Annotated in this window: 16 protein-coding genes, 1 rRNA gene and 1 riboswitch; of the genes, 8 read left to right on the plus strand and 9 right to left on the minus strand. The window is 58.7% G+C overall.

Annotated features, from left to right (window positions below; genetic code table 11):
• Positions 1-199, minus strand: a 16S ribosomal RNA gene (locus tag HMPREF1024_RS0127820); the annotation flags it as partial.
• 627 nt (positions 200-826) lie between these two features.
• Here HMPREF1024_RS0127820 and purH point away from each other — a divergent pair.
• Both purH and purD read left to right on the plus strand, forming a co-directional pair.
• Positions 827-2,416, plus strand: a complete 1,590-nt coding sequence (gene purH, locus HMPREF1024_RS01020) for a bifunctional phosphoribosylaminoimidazolecarboxamide formyltransferase/IMP cyclohydrolase (protein ID WP_004178254.1) — start codon at positions 827-829, stop codon at positions 2,414-2,416.
• A gap of 15 nt (positions 2,417-2,431) precedes the next feature.
• Positions 2,432-3,727 carry a phosphoribosylamine--glycine ligase gene (purD, locus tag HMPREF1024_RS01015; RefSeq protein WP_002884357.1) on the plus strand — a complete coding sequence of 432 codons (1,296 nt, stop codon included), beginning with the start codon at positions 2,432-2,434 and terminating at the stop codon, positions 3,725-3,727.
• Here purD and zraR read toward each other — a convergent pair.
• Positions 3,717-5,048: a sigma-54-dependent response regulator transcription factor ZraR gene (gene zraR / locus HMPREF1024_RS01010; RefSeq protein ID WP_004895015.1), complete on the minus strand. Its 1,332-nt coding sequence runs from the start codon at positions 5,046-5,048 to the stop codon at positions 3,717-3,719. The genes purD and zraR overlap by 11 nt on opposite strands.
• The gene (zraS, locus tag HMPREF1024_RS01005; protein ID WP_009309940.1) at positions 5,035-6,429 is read right to left on the minus strand and encodes a two-component system sensor histidine kinase ZraS; all 1,395 of its coding nucleotides are present in this window, start codon (positions 6,427-6,429) and stop codon (positions 5,035-5,037) included. Before zraS ends, zraR begins: the two co-directional genes overlap by 14 nt.
• Before the next feature lie 259 nt (positions 6,430-6,688).
• On the opposite strand from zraS, the gene zraP reads away from it, so the two are divergent.
• Complete coding sequence (zraP, locus tag HMPREF1024_RS01000) at positions 6,689-7,126, plus strand: zinc resistance sensor/chaperone ZraP (protein WP_009309941.1); 438 nt, start codon at positions 6,689-6,691, stop codon at positions 7,124-7,126.
• Between the two features lie 3 nt (positions 7,127-7,129).
• On the opposite strand, the gene HMPREF1024_RS00995 is transcribed toward zraP, so the two are convergent.
• The 6 genes from HMPREF1024_RS00995 to nudC all read right to left on the minus strand — a co-directional run bounded on the left by HMPREF1024_RS00995 (position 7,130) and on the right by nudC (position 11,492).
• Complete coding sequence (locus HMPREF1024_RS00995; RefSeq protein ID WP_002884344.1) at positions 7,130-7,825, minus strand: DUF1481 domain-containing protein; 696 nt, start codon at positions 7,823-7,825, stop codon at positions 7,130-7,132.
• Between the two features lie 12 nt (positions 7,826-7,837).
• On the minus strand, positions 7,838-8,110 hold the full coding sequence (gene hupA / locus HMPREF1024_RS00990) for a nucleoid-associated protein HU-alpha (RefSeq protein ID WP_002884342.1): 273 nt from the start codon (positions 8,108-8,110) through the stop codon (positions 7,838-7,840).
• Between the two features lie 186 nt (positions 8,111-8,296).
• Complete coding sequence (locus HMPREF1024_RS00985) at positions 8,297-8,887, minus strand: YjaG family protein (RefSeq protein ID WP_002884331.1); 591 nt, start codon at positions 8,885-8,887, stop codon at positions 8,297-8,299.
• A gap of 42 nt (positions 8,888-8,929) precedes the next feature.
• The gene (nfi, locus tag HMPREF1024_RS00980) at positions 8,930-9,601 is read right to left on the minus strand and encodes a deoxyribonuclease V (RefSeq protein ID WP_004152311.1); all 672 of its coding nucleotides are present in this window, start codon (positions 9,599-9,601) and stop codon (positions 8,930-8,932) included.
• Positions 9,602-9,613: 12 nt separating this feature from the next.
• Positions 9,614-10,678, minus strand: a complete 1,065-nt coding sequence (hemE, locus tag HMPREF1024_RS00975; protein WP_009309942.1) for a uroporphyrinogen decarboxylase — start codon at positions 10,676-10,678, stop codon at positions 9,614-9,616.
• Between the two features lie 40 nt (positions 10,679-10,718).
• Complete coding sequence (gene nudC / locus HMPREF1024_RS00970; RefSeq protein ID WP_002884327.1) at positions 10,719-11,492, minus strand: NAD(+) diphosphatase; 774 nt, start codon at positions 11,490-11,492, stop codon at positions 10,719-10,721.
• Positions 11,493-11,585: 93 nt separating this feature from the next.
• Here nudC and HMPREF1024_RS00965 point away from each other — a divergent pair, with 93 nt between their 5' ends.
• The 5 genes from HMPREF1024_RS00965 (at position 11,586) to thiS (ending at position 15,808) form a co-directional block, all read left to right on the plus strand.
• A complete protein-coding gene (locus HMPREF1024_RS00965; RefSeq protein WP_002884324.1) occupies positions 11,586-12,083 on the plus strand; it encodes an Rsd/AlgQ family anti-sigma factor in 498 nt (165 codons plus the stop codon).
• A gap of 52 nt (positions 12,084-12,135) precedes the next feature.
• A riboswitch (TPP riboswitch) is annotated at positions 12,136-12,260 on the plus strand.
• An 85-nt stretch (positions 12,261-12,345) separates the two neighbouring features.
• Positions 12,346-14,241 carry a phosphomethylpyrimidine synthase ThiC gene (gene thiC, locus HMPREF1024_RS00960; protein ID WP_004178230.1) on the plus strand — a complete coding sequence of 632 codons (1,896 nt, stop codon included), beginning with the start codon at positions 12,346-12,348 and terminating at the stop codon, positions 14,239-14,241.
• Positions 14,241-14,876 (plus strand): thiamine phosphate synthase, encoded by a 636-nt coding sequence (gene thiE / locus HMPREF1024_RS00955; protein WP_004152310.1) that lies wholly within the window; start codon positions 14,241-14,243, stop codon positions 14,874-14,876. Before thiC ends, thiE begins: the two co-directional genes overlap by 1 nt.
• A complete protein-coding gene (gene thiF, locus HMPREF1024_RS00950; RefSeq protein ID WP_009309943.1) occupies positions 14,869-15,624 on the plus strand; it encodes a thiazole biosynthesis adenylyltransferase ThiF in 756 nt (251 codons plus the stop codon). The genes thiE and thiF overlap by 8 nt, the downstream gene beginning before the upstream one ends.
• Entirely contained in the window at positions 15,608-15,808 is a 201-nt protein-coding gene (gene thiS, locus HMPREF1024_RS00945; protein WP_002884183.1) for a sulfur carrier protein ThiS, read from the plus strand. Before thiF ends, thiS begins: the two co-directional genes overlap by 17 nt.

Genomic DNA, 15,808 nt, shown 5'->3' on the forward strand with positions numbered 1-15,808 from the left:
CCACTTTGGTCTTGCGACATTATGCGGTATTAGCTACCGTTTCCAGTAGTTATCCCCCTCCATCAGGCAGTTTCCCAGACATTACTCACCCGTCCGCCGCTCGTCACCCGAGAGCAAGCTCTCTGTGCTACCGCTCGACTTGCATGTGTTAGGCCTGCCGCCAGCGTTCAATCTGAGCCATGATCAAACTCTTCAATTTAAGTTTGATGCTCAAAGAATTAAACTTCGTAATGAATTACGTGTTCACTCTTGAGACTTGGTATTCATTTTTCGTCCGAGGACGTTAAGAATCCATGTCACTTTGAGTGCCCACACAGATTGTCTGATAAATTGTTAAAGAGCAGTTGCGACGCGCTTTAGCGCTCTGTCGCGAGGTGGCGTATATTACGCTTTCCTCTTTCAGAGTCAACCCGTTTTTCAGGATTTTTCTCTGCAACCGAACCGGCTGTTTGTGTGAAGTGATTCACATCCGCCGTGTCGATGGAGGCGCATTATAGGGAGTTCTCGAGCGTCCGCAATAGAAAAATGGCAGAAAAATGACTGACTGCTGCATTCCCCAGCAAAACCCCGCTTTATACCTCGTTACACACAGAATTATCCACAGGAGAGCGTAAAAACATGACCGCTAGCCCCGTGGATCGCCAGCTATATAGAAGGAGAATCACCGGCCTGGAGAGAAACATAAAAATTCGCGAGCGTTGCGCAAACGTTTTCGTTACAATGCCGCGCTATGACACGGATGCCCGGTTGGGTGCGTTAGGTGAGTTTTTAGGCAAAAACTCACCTAACGCTCTCTGTAATGTTCAAATCCTGGGGATTTAATACCATGCAACAACGTCGTCCAGTCCGCCGCGCTCTGCTCAGTGTTTCTGACAAGGCCGGTATCGTCGAATTCGCGCAGGCGCTTTCCGCTCGTGGTGTCGAGCTGCTGTCCACCGGCGGCACCGCTCGCCTGCTGGCAGATAAAGGCCTGCCGGTTACCGAAGTCTCTGACTACACCGGTTTCCCGGAAATGATGGATGGACGCGTGAAGACCCTGCATCCGAAAGTACACGGCGGCATCCTCGGTCGTCGCGGTCAGGATGACGGTATCATGCAGCAACACGGTATCGCGCCTATCGATATGGTTGTCGTGAACCTTTACCCGTTCGCCCAGACCGTCGCTCGTGAAGGGTGCTCGCTGGAAGACGCGGTGGAAAACATCGATATCGGCGGCCCGACCATGGTGCGCTCTGCGGCGAAGAACCATAAAGATGTCGCCATCGTGGTTAAGAGCAGCGACTACGACGCCATTATTAATGAGATGGACGCCAACGAAGGTTCTCTCACGCTGGCCACCCGCTTCGACCTCGCCATTAAAGCCTTCGAACACACCGCCGCTTACGACAGCATGATCGCCAACTACTTCGGCAGCATGGTTCCGGCCTATCACGGCGAAAGCAAAGAAGCCGCTGGCCGCTTCCCGCGTACCCTGAATCTGAACTTCATTAAGAAGCAGGATATGCGCTACGGCGAAAACAGCCACCAGCAGGCGGCTTTCTATATAGAAGAGAATGTAAAAGAGGCCTCCGTGGCGACCGCCACTCAGCTGCAGGGCAAAGCGCTCTCCTATAACAACATTGCCGATACCGATGCGGCGCTGGAGTGTGTAAAAGAGTTCAACGAGCCGGCCTGCGTTATCGTTAAGCACGCCAACCCGTGCGGCGTTGCCGTCAGCAACTCGATTCTTGACGCCTACGATCGCGCTTACAAAACCGACCCAACCTCCGCGTTCGGCGGCATCATCGCCTTTAACCGCGAGCTGGATGCTGAAACCGCGCAGGCGATCATCTCTCGCCAGTTCGTCGAAGTGATCATCGCGCCGTCCGCCAGCGAAGAAGCGCTGAAAATCACCGCCGCGAAGCAGAACGTCCGCGTACTGACCTGCGGCCAGTGGGATACTCGCGTTGCCGGCCTCGATTTCAAACGCGTTAACGGTGGTCTGCTGGTTCAGGACCGCGATCTCGGCATGGTCACCGCAGGTGAACTGCGCGTGGTCAGCAAACGTCAGCCAACCGAGCAGGAACTGCGCGATGCGCTGTTCTGCTGGAAAGTGGCGAAATTCGTCAAATCCAACGCCATTGTGTATGCCAAAGATAATATGACCATCGGCATAGGCGCCGGTCAGATGAGCCGCGTCTACTCGGCGAAAATCGCCGGAATTAAAGCCGGTGATGAAGGTCTGGAAGTGAAAGGTTCCGCCATGGCCTCTGACGCTTTCTTCCCGTTCCGCGACGGCATCGATGCCGCAGCCGCGGTAGGCATCACCTGCGTTATTCAGCCGGGCGGCTCTATCCGTGACGACGAAGTGATTGCCGCCGCTGACGAACACGGCATCGCCATGATCTTCACCGACATGCGCCACTTCCGCCATTAATTCATGGAGCAGCAGATGAAAGTATTAGTAATCGGCAACGGCGGGCGCGAGCACGCGCTGGCCTGGAAAGCGGCTCAGTCGCCGCTGGTTGATACCGTCTACGTCGCGCCGGGCAACGCCGGTACCGCTCTGGAGCCGTCGCTGCAAAACGTCGCCATCGGCGTCACCGATATTCCGGCGCTGCTTCGCTTCGCGCAGGATGAGAACATCGATCTGACCATCGTTGGCCCGGAAGCGCCGTTGGTCATTGGCGTGGTCGACGCGTTCCGTGCCGCCGGGCTGAACATCTTCGGGCCAACCGAAGGCGCCGCGCAGCTGGAAGGCTCAAAAGCCTTCACCAAAGATTTTCTCGCCCGTCATCATATTCCGACGGCGGAATACCAGAACTTCACCGAAGTGGAGCCTGCGCTGGCTTATCTGCGCGAGAAAGGCGCGCCGATCGTCATCAAAGCCGACGGTCTGGCGGCGGGTAAAGGCGTTATCGTGGCGATGACCCTCGAGGAAGCCGAAGCGGCGGTCAAAGATATGTTGGCCGGCAACGCCTTTGGCGACGCGGGCCACCGCATCGTGATTGAAGAGTTCCTCGATGGCGAAGAGGCTAGCTTTATTGTGATGGTCGACGGCGAGCACGTCCTGCCGATGGCCACCAGCCAGGATCACAAGCGCGTCGGCAACGGCGATACCGGCCCGAACACCGGCGGGATGGGGGCGTACTCCCCGGCGCCGGTGGTTACTGACGAAGTCCACCAGCGCACCATGGAGCGGATTATCTGGCCAACCGTGAAAGGCATGGCCGCTGAAGGCAACACCTATACCGGTTTCCTCTACGCCGGTCTGATGATCGACAAGCAGGGCAACCCGAAGGTGATTGAGTTCAACTGCCGCTTTGGCGACCCGGAAACCCAACCGATCATGCTGCGCATGAAGTCCGACCTGGTCGAGCTGTGCCTCGCCGCCTGCGCGGGCAAGCTGGACGAGAAAACCTCCGAGTGGGATGACCGCGCGTCGCTGGGCGTGGTGGTTGCCGCCGGCGGCTATCCGGGCAGCTACAATACGGGCGATGAGATCTACGGCCTGCCGCAGCAGGAAGTCGCAGACGGTAAGGTCTTCCACGCCGGCACCAAACTGTCTGACGACCAGCGCGTGGTCACCAACGGCGGGCGCGTGCTGTGCGTCACCGCGCTGGGTGACTCCGTGGCGCAGGCGCAGCAGCGCGCCTATCAGCTGCTGACCGACATTCGCTGGGACGGTAGCTTTAGCCGTAGCGATATCGGCTGGCGCGCCATCGAACGTGAAAAGGCTAACGGCTAAGTTTCGCCAGCAGCGTTTTGCGCGTAATGCCTAACTGACGGGCGGCTTCGGTTTTGTTGCCGCCCGTTTTTTCCAGCGCCGCCAGAATCACCTCTTTCTCCACTTCCACTAACGGCTGAATTCCCCCCTCCTCGCTCCCGCCTGATGGCAGCGGCGTACCGGCGATCGCCAGGGGCAGTTCTCGCTCAGAGATATAGTTTCCGGTCAGTAGCACCACCGCCCGCTCCACCGCGTTTTCCAGCTCGCGAATATTGCCCGGCCAGGGGTAGTGGATCAGCAGGTCCATCGCCTGTGGCGTGAACCCCTTTACCGTCTTACGATTGCGTTCGGTATAGCGTTTGAGAAAATGCTGCGCCAGCTGCGGAATATCTTCCCGTCGCCGGCGCAGCGGCGGTATCTCGATGGTCACGACGTTGAGTCGGTAATAGAGATCCTGGCGAAAGCGCCCGGCGCTCACCTCTTCCGCAAGGTTGCGATGGGTGGCAGCGATAAGCCGCACATCAACGGCAAGCGTCTGGTTGCTGCCGACCCGCTGCACCTCCCGCTCCTGAATCGCCCGCAGCAAGCGGACCTGCATCACTGGCGATATATCGCCTATCTCATCAAGAAACAGCGTGCCGCCATCCGCTTCGACAAAGCGTCCTTCCCGTCGCCGATCCGCCCCGGTAAACGCCCCTTTTTCATGACCGAACAGCTCGGATTCCAGCAGCGACTCATTCAGCGCCGCGCAGTTGAGCGTGACCAACGGCTTGTCACGACGCTCGCTGCAGGCGTGGATGGCGTGCGCCACCAGCTCCTTACCGGTTCCCGACTCCCCATAAATCAGCACCGTCGCGTCCGAGGGCGCCACCAGCGTAATATCGTTAAGAAGCGCCTGCATCGCCGGGCTGTCGCCAATCATGCCCCACCGTGAATCCGTCGCAACGCTGGGGTCGCTCTCGCTCTGCCGGGTGTGCGCCAATGCCTGAACCAGCGTCTGCTGCAGGGTGTCAAAATCCAGCGGTTTAACCAGATAATCCAGCGCCCCGGACTTAATAGCTTCTACCGCCGTACCGACGCTGGAAAACGCCGTCATGATCAGCACCGGTATCGCCGGGTTATAGGCCTTAATCTCTTTTAACGTTGCGATACCGTCCATCTCCGCCATACGGATATCGCACAGCACCAGGTCGAAGACCTGCTGATGGATCTGCTCCAGCGCCTGCAGGCCGTTGTGAGCCAACCCCACCTGATAGCCCCAGCCGCGCAGCAGCGCCTGCAGGATCGTGCAGTGGCTGATGTCATCATCAACGACCAGAATCTGTACTTTATCGCTGCTCATCTTCCCTCCGTTGAGCATCCACCGGTAACCAAAGCGTAAATATCGCTCCAGCTCCCGGCTGACTTTCGGCGCGGATCGTCCCGCCATGTTGTTCGATAATATTCTGCACTACGGCCAGCCCCAGCCCGGTGCCGTCCGCCTTGGTGGTGAAATACGGCGTGAAGATAGCCTGTAACTCTTCATCGCTCATCCCCTTACCGCTATCCGTGACGACGATTTTCACCCGCTGACGATCGGCTTCGCTTGCTGTTACGCGAATGACGCCGTCACGGCCAATCGCCTGCATTGCATTCAGGTACAGATTCAACAGCACCTGATTCAGGCGATCGGGGTCGGCGCTGATCGTGGTTAACTCAGGTCGCGGAGTAAATTGCAGCACGACCCCGCGGCTCTGCGCATCCTGGCTTACCAACTGCAATGAGTGGCGGATAAGCGCGTTGATATCGACTGTCTGGTAGTTTAGATGGGCGGGCCGGACCAGCTCCAGCAGCTCGCTGACCACCCGGTTCAGGCGATCAGCCTCTTTGGCCATCACCTGGGCTAACTGATGCGACTCGCCGCCAGGCGACGTGCGCTCGGCAAAATATTTCGCCAGCCCTTTAATCGACGAGAGCGGGTTGCGGATCTCGTGCGCGACCCCCGCCGCCAGATGGCCAAGCGCCACCAGCTTTTCCTTGCGGGCCATCGCCTCCAGCAGCTGTTTCCGCGAGCGACGATAGCGGCGGAACCAGAACTGAGCGAGGATCGTCGCCGCTATCACCAGCGCGGCGGCACCCAGCATGATGGCCATATTCCGCTGCCCGCGGGCCTGCGCGGCATCCAGCTCGCGGCTATCAAAGGCGATAAAAATCACCTGCGGGACGGTGGCCTGAGCCAGGGCGCTATTGCCGCGGTTCATCATTCCCATATGGTGGCCGCGGGCCGGATTAAGCGGGCGAAAATGGCGATAGATCTCCAGCGCCGGCTGCGGTTCGCTAAGCCGGCGCCAGCGGGCCTGTTCGCCAACCGCTAACGCACGCATCTGCGCCGGGCTATACAGCGTTTTACCCACCTGCTGCGGATCGCTATGGGCGATAATTTTACCGTTTTCATCGGTCACCGCGAACCACAGGACGCCCGGTTGCCAGGCCATCTCTTCCAGCAGGGCCTGCAGCTGCGCATGATGCATACGCATCCCCATCCCGACGCGCGTGCCGGACTCCAGCGCGCGGATCAGCACGCTCCCTTTCTCTTCAATGGTTTGTCGGGCAGCGGTCGTCTCGCGACCGTAGTCGCGGACGATCATCGCGGAGAACAGCATGACCAGCAGCACAACCGTGCCGGTCAGCAGCCAGCTCAGCGCGCCAGCGGCGGCGTCCCGGGAGAGAGATTTGATCTTCATCGGCGAGTCCTTGTCATCTCTTTTTCACTATCTGCAGGCTCCTTCAGCAGAAATCATGCCATGTTTCCGCGCGGCCAATCCTGCTCTCAAACATATCGCCTGCGCTTAAGCGAGTAAAAATGACTCGCCTGACCCTGGCGGAACGGGTCATTTTTACTCGCTCTCCTCGGCAACGGCTTCGGCAAGCCGACACAGACGGGCTTTTTCAGACTGGCATGGAAGATGCAATACCGAAGGAAACCACACAGGAGAAAATGCCATGAAACGGAACCGTACCTTACCTCTCGCCCTCGTTACCTTTGCCGCGCTGACCTTCGCCAGCAACGCGGCCTGGGCCAACCACCACTGGGGCAACAATAACGGGATGGGCAACCAGGGCTACAGTCAGCTGACCCAGGAGCAGCAGGCTACCGTGCAAAAGCTGCATAACGATTACTATGCGCAAACCAGCGCCCTGCGCCAGCAGCTGCAGTCCAAACGCTATGAGTACAATGCGCTGCTCACGGCGCAAAAGCCGGACAGCGGGAAGATTGAAGCTGTCGCTCAGGAGATGGAAGGCTTACGCCAGAAGCTGGATCAGCAGCGGGTGAAGTTTGATATCGCCCTGGCTGAGGCAGGCGTTTCCCGCGGCGCAGGAATGGGATATGGCGGCTGTCGCGGTAGCGCCGGCGGTCATATGGGCATGAACCACTGGTAAAGGTTAGAAGCTTTTTTCCGTCGGCTGCCAGGTGCAGAAGTTTTCATTGGCGACCAGCAGCAGTTGAGAGCCTTCCGGCGCCTCCAGCCAGGCAATGCTCACTGCGGCGGAAGCGTGGCTCTGGCGGCGTTCAATGTGCGCCAGGGCCCGGCTATCGAGGTCGGGCGTAACCGTCTGCCCTTCGCAGGTCAGCACGGTATGCGCGGCAGCGTTCCAGCGCCCCTGGCGCAGGACGACCCGCCCCTGGCGGAGGGCGTCGCTGGTCTGGCGGATCTGTTCGGCGCGATAACGATATAGCGCGACCTGGTCGCTGGAGAGCTGCTGCTTCTGCCCGTCCACTTCCCGTTGCATAAAGCTCAGATCGCCCTGCGCGTCGAAACGGGCGCGAATATGTTCCGGCGGTTTGCCATAGACATTGAGTTCGATAAGCGCCAGTTGATCGCCCTGCCAGCGATATTCGCTGGTCGAAGTGTCCCCGTGACGCCACGGGCTGAAGGCGGCGAGAAGATGGACTTCATCGCCAGAATCTTTACGCCAGATGCGCATCGCTCCCTGATTGTCCGCATATCCGCTGGCGGTAAACGGCGGTAGCGACGTGTCGTGGCTGCAGGCAGTCAGCAACAGGATGCCCGCCAGCGCCAGAGGCCGGCGCCAGACAGACAAAAGGGGCTTAATAGCCCCTTCGATAAAACTGTTCACTGCCACGCGGTCTTACTTAACTGCGTCTTTCAGTGCTTTGCCAGAAACAAATGCCGGCACGTTAGCTGCAGCGATTTTGATCTCTTTACCGGTCTGCGGGTTGCGGCCAGTACGCTCAGCGCGGTGGTTCACTTTGAAGGTACCGAAACCAACCAGTTGAACAGCATCACCTTCTTTCAGAGACTCAGTAATTGCAGCCAGGGTAGATTCCAGGGCAGCTTTAGCCTGTGCTTTGGACAGGTCAGCTTTGTCCGCAATTACATCAATCAGTTGAGTCTTGTTCATAAGTTATCCTTACAATGTGTTTATCGCTTGCTAAGCATCGAGTGCGACGGAAATGCCAAAAAAGCACCCTCCTGCATACACGCACCGATAGCCACTTTTTTTCGCCCTCCAAATGTAGACCAGACGGGGGGCGGAATGGAAGCCTTCAGACGCTACAATTCAGGCGGTAAATCACGTTTTCTGGTCTCACTGCTGAAAATTTATACCAATATTGCTCTCGCCAGCCTCGCGCAGGTCCGCGCGCAGGCCTTTTATCAGCTCAAGATCACGCTCTTCACAGTCGGCCAGCAGGCGGAAAATTTCCCACTGAATATCCCATTCCTGCTCTACCGCCGGATTCGCTTTCAACTCTTCGTCGGTCATTTCGCGACCTTCCTGGGTCATTTCCAGCATCGCCACGGTGGTGATGGAGGTCTTGCTCACCTCGATCGCGTGCTCGAGCGTTTCGCCGCTCAGACGAGAATGAATCAGTTCACTCAACGCCACGCAAGCGTCTATGGCCGGATAGACACCGTACATGTCGAAATCATCTGCCGCCGGGATCGCCTCTTCCAGCTTCTCCAGCTGGCTGTCGAAATTCACCTTCGCATCTTTAACCGTCAGCGTTTCCCAGATCAGGTCCAGGATACGACGATAAAGCAGGCCGTCGCCAAACTCGGTTTGCTTGCAGAACATCGCGTAGTTGGGATACATACGTTCGCACAGGCAGGCCATAAAAGTGACATGCTGCCAGCTTTCCAGCTTCTCCAGGCGCAGGTGAATCGGGTTTTGTAACATGATGAATTCTCGAAGTCAGAAATTAGGCGCAGTGTACCTGAATCAGCTGTGATTTGCTTGCCAACGCACAAACGACGGACGACGGGACGCCACCGCATCGGCCCAGCGCGTCGGCTCGGGCAGACGGTAGCCTCGCATGCAACGCTCAACCCACATTAAAGCGCTGTCCATGCCTACCCGGTGGCCGGTGCTAATAAACAGCGGGTTGCAGCGCACTTTGCTGCGCCAGACCCAGGCCAGTTGCTCATTTTTATCCATCAGCGGGGCCAGCGCGCCAGGCTCATCACCCAGGTCGCCGATTTTGCCGCACAGGCGTTTTTTCGCCACTCCGATAGTCGGCACATCAATCATCAGGCCAAAATGGCTGGCGACACCCAATCTCCGGGGATGAGAAATGCCGTGTCCGTCAACGAAGAGCAGGTCCGGTTTTTGCGAAAGCTGCTCCCACGCCGCCAGCAGCGCAGGCGTTTCGCGAAACGAGAGAAAGCCGGGAATATAGGGCATAGAGGTGGCGACCCGCGCCACCTGATACTCCACCAGCTCAAGCTCAGGCCAGGTCAGCAGCACCATCGCAGCCCGGGTGATCTCCCCTTCCTGCTCAAACCCGACGTCCGCGCCGCCGATCAACGCCGGCGGGTCGCGATCCAGTCGATCCGCACGCTCTACCGACGCGGCTAACTGTTGCTGTTGGGTACGTAGTGCGGCTAAATCCATAGGGCTTATCTCCTACTGGTGATAGGGTGCGGACAGACGGTGCACAGCCTCAACAAAGACGCCCGCATGCTCGGGGTCAACGTCCTGATGAATACCGTGTCCAAGGTTAAAGACGTGGCCTTCCCCCTGGCCAAAGCCGGCAAGAATGGTCGCCACTTCTTCTTCAATACGCGGGGCGGACGCATAGAGCATCGACGGATCCATATTGCCCTGCAGCGCTACTTTGTTACCCACGCGACGGCGGGCATCGGCAATATCGGTGGTCCAGTCGAGACCCAACGCATCGCAGCCGGTCTCCGCCATCGCTTCCAGCCACTGACCACCGCCTTTGGTGAACAAGGTCACCGGCACGCGACGGCCTTCGTTTTCCCGCAGCAGGCCATCGACGATCTTATGCATGTAGTAAAGGGAGAACTGCTGATAGTCGCGACCGGTCAGCACCCCGCCCCAGGTGTCAAAAATCATCACCGACTGCGCGCCGGCTTTGATCTGCGCGTTGAGATACAGGGTAACGCTCTTCGCCAGCTTATCCAGCAGCGCATGCAGCGCCTGCGGCTCGGCGTACATCATCTTTTTAATCACGGTGAAGGCCTTGCTGCTGCTGCCCTCCACCATGTACGTAGCCAGCGTCCATGGACTACCGGAAAAACCGATCAGCGGCACTTCGCCTTTCAGTTCGCGGCGAATGGTGCGCACGGCGTTCATTACATAGCCCAGCTCCTGCTCCGGATCCGGGATCGGCAGCTTGTCGACGTCGGCTTTACTTTTTACCAGCGAGGTGAAGCGCGGACCTTCGCCAGCTTCAAAGTACAGCCCCAGCCCCATGGCGTCCGGGATGGTCAGGATGTCCGAAAAGAGGATCGCCGCGTCCAGCGGGTAACGGCGCAGCGGCTGGAGCGTCACTTCGCAGGCCAGCTCGGCATTTTTACACAGCGACATAAAGTCGCCCGCTTGCGCACGGGTGGCTTTGTACTCCGGTAAATAGCGGCCCGCCTGGCGCATCATCCACACCGGGGTGACATCAACCGGCTGACGCAGCAGCGCGCGCAGGTAACGATCGTTCTTCAGTTCGGTCATTTTTACATTCCTTTAGCGTTGATACGCCCAGTGTAACATGTCACTCGAACTCTGCCCGACACATCGCGACGGTATCTTCGATTAGCCGCCGCGCCACTGTCCCCGGCGGCGGCAGAAGCGGCAGGTCGTCATAGCGATACCAGTCCGCGGTCAGTAACTCTTTTTTGTCGACCACGATCTCGCCATCTGCGTAATCCGCCATAAAGGCGGTCATCAGCGACTGCGGGAACGGCCATGGCTGAGAGGTCACGTAACGCAGATTTTTTACCCGAATACCGCTCTCCTCCATCACCTCGCGAGCCACCGCCTGCTCAAGGGTTTCGCCGACCTCGACAAAGCCGGCCAGCACGGTGTGCACGCCGTTGCGATGGCGCGTATGTTGCGCCAGCAGGATCGCATCGTCGCGACGGATTGCCACGATAATGCAGGGGGCAATTTGCGGGTAGTAACGTTCACGGCAGTGGCTGCACAGCATCGCCCATTCGCTTTTGCTGGCATGCATCGGGTGGCCGCAGTAACCGCAAAATTTATGCGAGCGATAAAATTCGGCGAGCTGGATCCCCCGCCCAGCCAGCTGGAAGAGTCCCGGATCCTGATCCAGCACCTGGCGCAACGATCCCATGTCATGGCGACGATCCTGGCGCACCATCCACACGGACTCGCCCTGCCACTCGCCAATATGCAGCGCATGCTGGCCGACAAGATCGAAATTAACCGCTTCGCCATGTGGTAATTCTCCACCAGGCAACCATAATTTTTGTTCGTGACTGACAACCCACCAGCCGCGATCTAATTTTTCAATAATACGATCCATATCTATTGCACTACCTTTGCTTCACTGGCATGTTGTTAACATTATATTTACATTTTGGTGAGCAGATTTAAATCAAAACTAGCGGAGTCAATCATGCTAAACCAGCTGGAAAATCTGACGGAGCGCGTTGGCGGTAGTAATGAACTGGTCGATCGCTGGCTACAAGTGCGTAAGCATCTGCTCGTGGCTTACTACAACCTGGTTGGCCTGAAACCGGGCAAAGAGTCGTTTATGCGGCTAAACGAAAAGGCGCTGGATGACTTTTGCCAAAGTCTGGTGGATTACCTCTCATCCGGTCATTTTAGTATTTATGAACGCATTATTGGCGAAATGGAAGGCGATACCCCTCTTTTAGCCGCCACCCGGCTTTACCCGCAGCTGGAAGCCAATACCCAGCAGATGATGGACTACTACGATACCTGCCTCGAAAACGCCATCGATCACGATAACTATCTTGAATTTCAGCAGGCGCTGTCGGATATCGGCGAGTCGCTGGAGGCGCGTTTCGCGCTGGAAGATAAACTGATCGCCCTGGCTGTCGCCCATAACCTGAGCAATGACGTGCGCGATAATATTGCGCCGACCGCTTGAGTTGTGAACCGTTAACGCGTAATTTACGTACATTATCCCTCTGCGGAGGGATTTCATCTTGTCGGAGTGCCTATTTTCCATGCGCAGGCTAACGTGGAAAAGGCTGAGACCGTTAATTCGGGATCCGCGGAACCTGATCAGGCTAATACCTGCGAAGGGAACAAGAGTAAACTGCTGTTCGCGTCAGTCCGTCAGGGCCGATCGCATCTGTTACTCCATCCGTCGTCTGACAAGCCATGTCCTTTTTTAACTGGAATGCGCTATGTCTACTACCAAACTAACCCGTCGGGAACAACGCGAGCACGCGCAGCGATTCATTGATACGCTGGCGGGTACCGCTTTTCCTAATTCACGCCGCATCTATGTTCACGGCTCACAAGCGGATATCCGCGTCCCGATGCGTGAAATTCAGCTCAGCCCAACTCTCGTCGGCGGCGATAAAGATAACCCCCGGTACGAAACCAACGAACCGATCCCGGTGTATGACACCTCCGGGCCGTATGGCGACCCGGATATTAGCATTGATGTCCGCCAGGGGCTGGCAAAGCTGCGCCAGCCGTGGATCGACGCGCGTAACGACTGCGCGCCGCTCAGCGAACGCAGCTCGGCCTATACCAAAGCGCGGCTGGCCGACGACGGTCTCGATGAGCTGCGCTTCAGCGGCCTGCTGACGCCCAAACGCGCCGTCGCTGGCAAATGCGTTACCCAGCTGCACTACGCCCGCCAGGGGATAGTCACCCCGGAGATGGAGTTCATCGCCATTCGCGAAAACATGGGTCGCGAACGTATCCGCAGCGAGGTTCTGCGCCAGCAGCACGCAGGTGAAGGCTTCGGCGCCCACCTACCGGAAAACATCACCCCCGAGTTCGTTCGCGATGAAGTGGCCGCCGGACGCGCCATCATCCCCGCCAACATCAACCACCCGGAGTCTGAACCGATGATTATCGGCCGCAACTTCCTGGTGAAAGTGAATGCCAATATCGGCAACTCGGCGGTGACCTCTTCCATCGAAGAAGAGGTCGAGAAACTGGTCTGGTCAACCCGCTGGGGCGCCGACACGGTGATGGACCTCTCCACCGGCCGCTATATCCACGAAACCCGCGAGTGGATCCTGCGCAACAGCCCGGTGCCGATTGGTACCGTGCCGATTTACCAGGCGCTGGAGAAGGTCAACGGCATCGCCGAGAATCTCACCTGGCAAGTCTTCCGCGATACCCTGCTGGAACAGGCCGAGCAAGGCGTCGACTACTTCACGATTCACGCCGGCGTACTGTTGCGCTACGTCCCGATGACGGCGAAGCGCCTGACCGGTATCGTCTCGCGCGGCGGCTCAATCATGGCTAAGTGGTGCCTGTCGCATCATCAGGAAAACTTCCTCTACCAGCATTTCCGCGAAATCTGCGAAATCTGCGCCGCCTATGACGTGTCGCTGTCGCTGGGCGATGGCCTGCGCCCCGGCTCCATTCAGGATGCCAACGACGAGGCGCAGTTTTCCGAGCTGCGCACCCTCGGCGAACTGACGAAAATCGCCTGGGAATATGACGTGCAGGTGATGATTGAAGGCCCTGGCCACGTGCCGATGCAGATGATCCGCCGCAATATGACCGAACAGCTGGAGCACTGCCACGAAGCGCCGTTCTACACCCTGGGGCCGCTCACCACTGACATCGCGCCGGGCTACGACCATTTCACCTCCGGTATCGGCGCGGCAATGATCGGCTGGTTCGGCTGCGCCATGCTGTGCTATGTCACGCCGAAAGAGCATCTCGGCCTGCCCAACAAAGAGGATGTCAAACAGGGGCTGATTACCTACAAAATCGCCGCCCACGCCGCCGACCTCGCGAAAGGCCATCCCGGGGCGCAGATCCGCGACAACGCGATGTCAAAAGCGCGTTTTGAATTCCGCTGGGAAGACCAGTTCAACCTCGCGCTCGACCCGTTCACCGCGCGGGCCTATCACGATGAAACCCTGCCGCAGGAGTCCGGCAAAGTCGCCCACTTCTGCTCCATGTGCGGGCCGAAATTCTGTTCGATGAAAATCACTCAGGAGGTCCGCGACTACGCCGCGAAGCAAAGTATCGAAGCCGGCATGGCCGATATGTCGAATAACTTCCGCGCCCGCGGCGGCGAAATCTACCTGAAACAGGAGGAAGCCTGATGTATCAACCTGATTTTCCACCCGTCCCGTTTCGTCTCGGACTCTACCCGGTGGTGGACAGCGTGGCGTGGATTGAGCGCCTGCTCGAAGCTGGGGTACGAACCCTTCAGTTACGCATCAAAGACCGGCGCGACAGCGAAGTGGAGGATGACGTGATCGCCGCCATCGCCCTTGGTCGCCGCTATCACGCCCGACTGTTCATTAACGATTACTGGCAGCTGGCGATTAAGCATCAGGCCTATGGCGTGCATCTCGGACAAGAAGATCTGGAAACCACCGATCTGAGCGCTATCCGCCAGGCCGGGCTGCGTCTTGGCGTCTCTACTCACGATGATATGGAAATTGATGTCGCCCTTGCGGCGCGCCCCTCTTACATCGCGCTAGGTCACGTCTTCCCGACGCAAACCAAACAGATGCCTTCCGCGCCGCAGGGCCTCGAGCAGCTTGCCAGACATATTCAACGCCTGGCGGATTACCCCACCGTGGCGATCGGCGGAATAAGCCTGGAAAAGGCGCCGGGGGTACTGGCGACCGGCGTCGGCAGCATCGCGGTGGTCAGCGCCATCACCCAGGCGGCGGACTGGCGGGCAGCGACCGACCAACTGCTGGCGCTGGCGGGAGCGGGCGATGAATGATCACGACTTTATGCGCTATAGCCGCCAGCTGCTGCTGGAGGATATTGCCATCGAAGGGCAGCAGAAGCTGTTAGCCAGTCGAGTGCTGATTATCGGCCTTGGCGGGCTGGGCTCCCCGGCGGCGCTCTATCTGGCCGGGGCTGGCGTCGGGACGCTCACCCTGGCCGATGACGACGCGGTGCATCTCAGCAACCTGCAACGGCAGATCTTGTTCACCAGCGCGGATATCGATCGGCCAAAAGCCGCAGCGGCACAGACCCGGCTCAGCCAGCTAAACCCGCAGATCAAACTGGTAGCGCTCCAGCAGCGCTTAAGCGGCGAGGCGCTCCGCGCCGAAGTGGCGAAAGCGGACGTGGTGCTGGACTGTACCGATAATATGGTCACCCGCCAGGCGATCAATGCCGCCTGTGTGGCCCTCGATACCCCGTTAGTGACCGCCAGCGCCGTGGGCTTCGGCGGTCAGCTGATGGTGCTCACCCCGCCCTGGACGCAGGGCTGCTATCGCTGCCTGTGGCCGGAAAGCGATGAACCGCAGCGCAACTGCCGCACCGCGGGGATCGTCGGCCCGGTGGTCGGCATGATGGGCACAATGCAGGCGCTGGAGACGATTAAGCTGCTCAGCGGCATGGCGACGCCGCGCAACACCCTGCGGCTGTTCGACGCCCGCACCAGCAACTGGCGCGCCCTTGCGCTACAGCGCTCCCGGAGCTGCCCGGTGTGCGGAGGGCGGCATGCAGATCTGGTTTAACGACGAGCCGCTGGCGTGCGCCGACAATCTCAGCGTCAGCGCCCTGCTGACCCAGCTCGAACAGCAGCAGCCGGGCGTTGCGCTGGCGCTCAATCAACACATCCTGCCGCGCGACCGGTGGGAAGATCATCTCTTGCAGGAAGGCGATCGGGTCCTGCTTTTTCAGGTTATCGCTGGAGGCTGA

Origin of the sequence: Klebsiella sp. 4_1_44FAA, from assembly GCF_000238715.1 — a bacterium.
In the GTDB taxonomy this organism is placed as follows: domain Bacteria; phylum Pseudomonadota; class Gammaproteobacteria; order Enterobacterales; family Enterobacteriaceae; genus Klebsiella; species Klebsiella pneumoniae.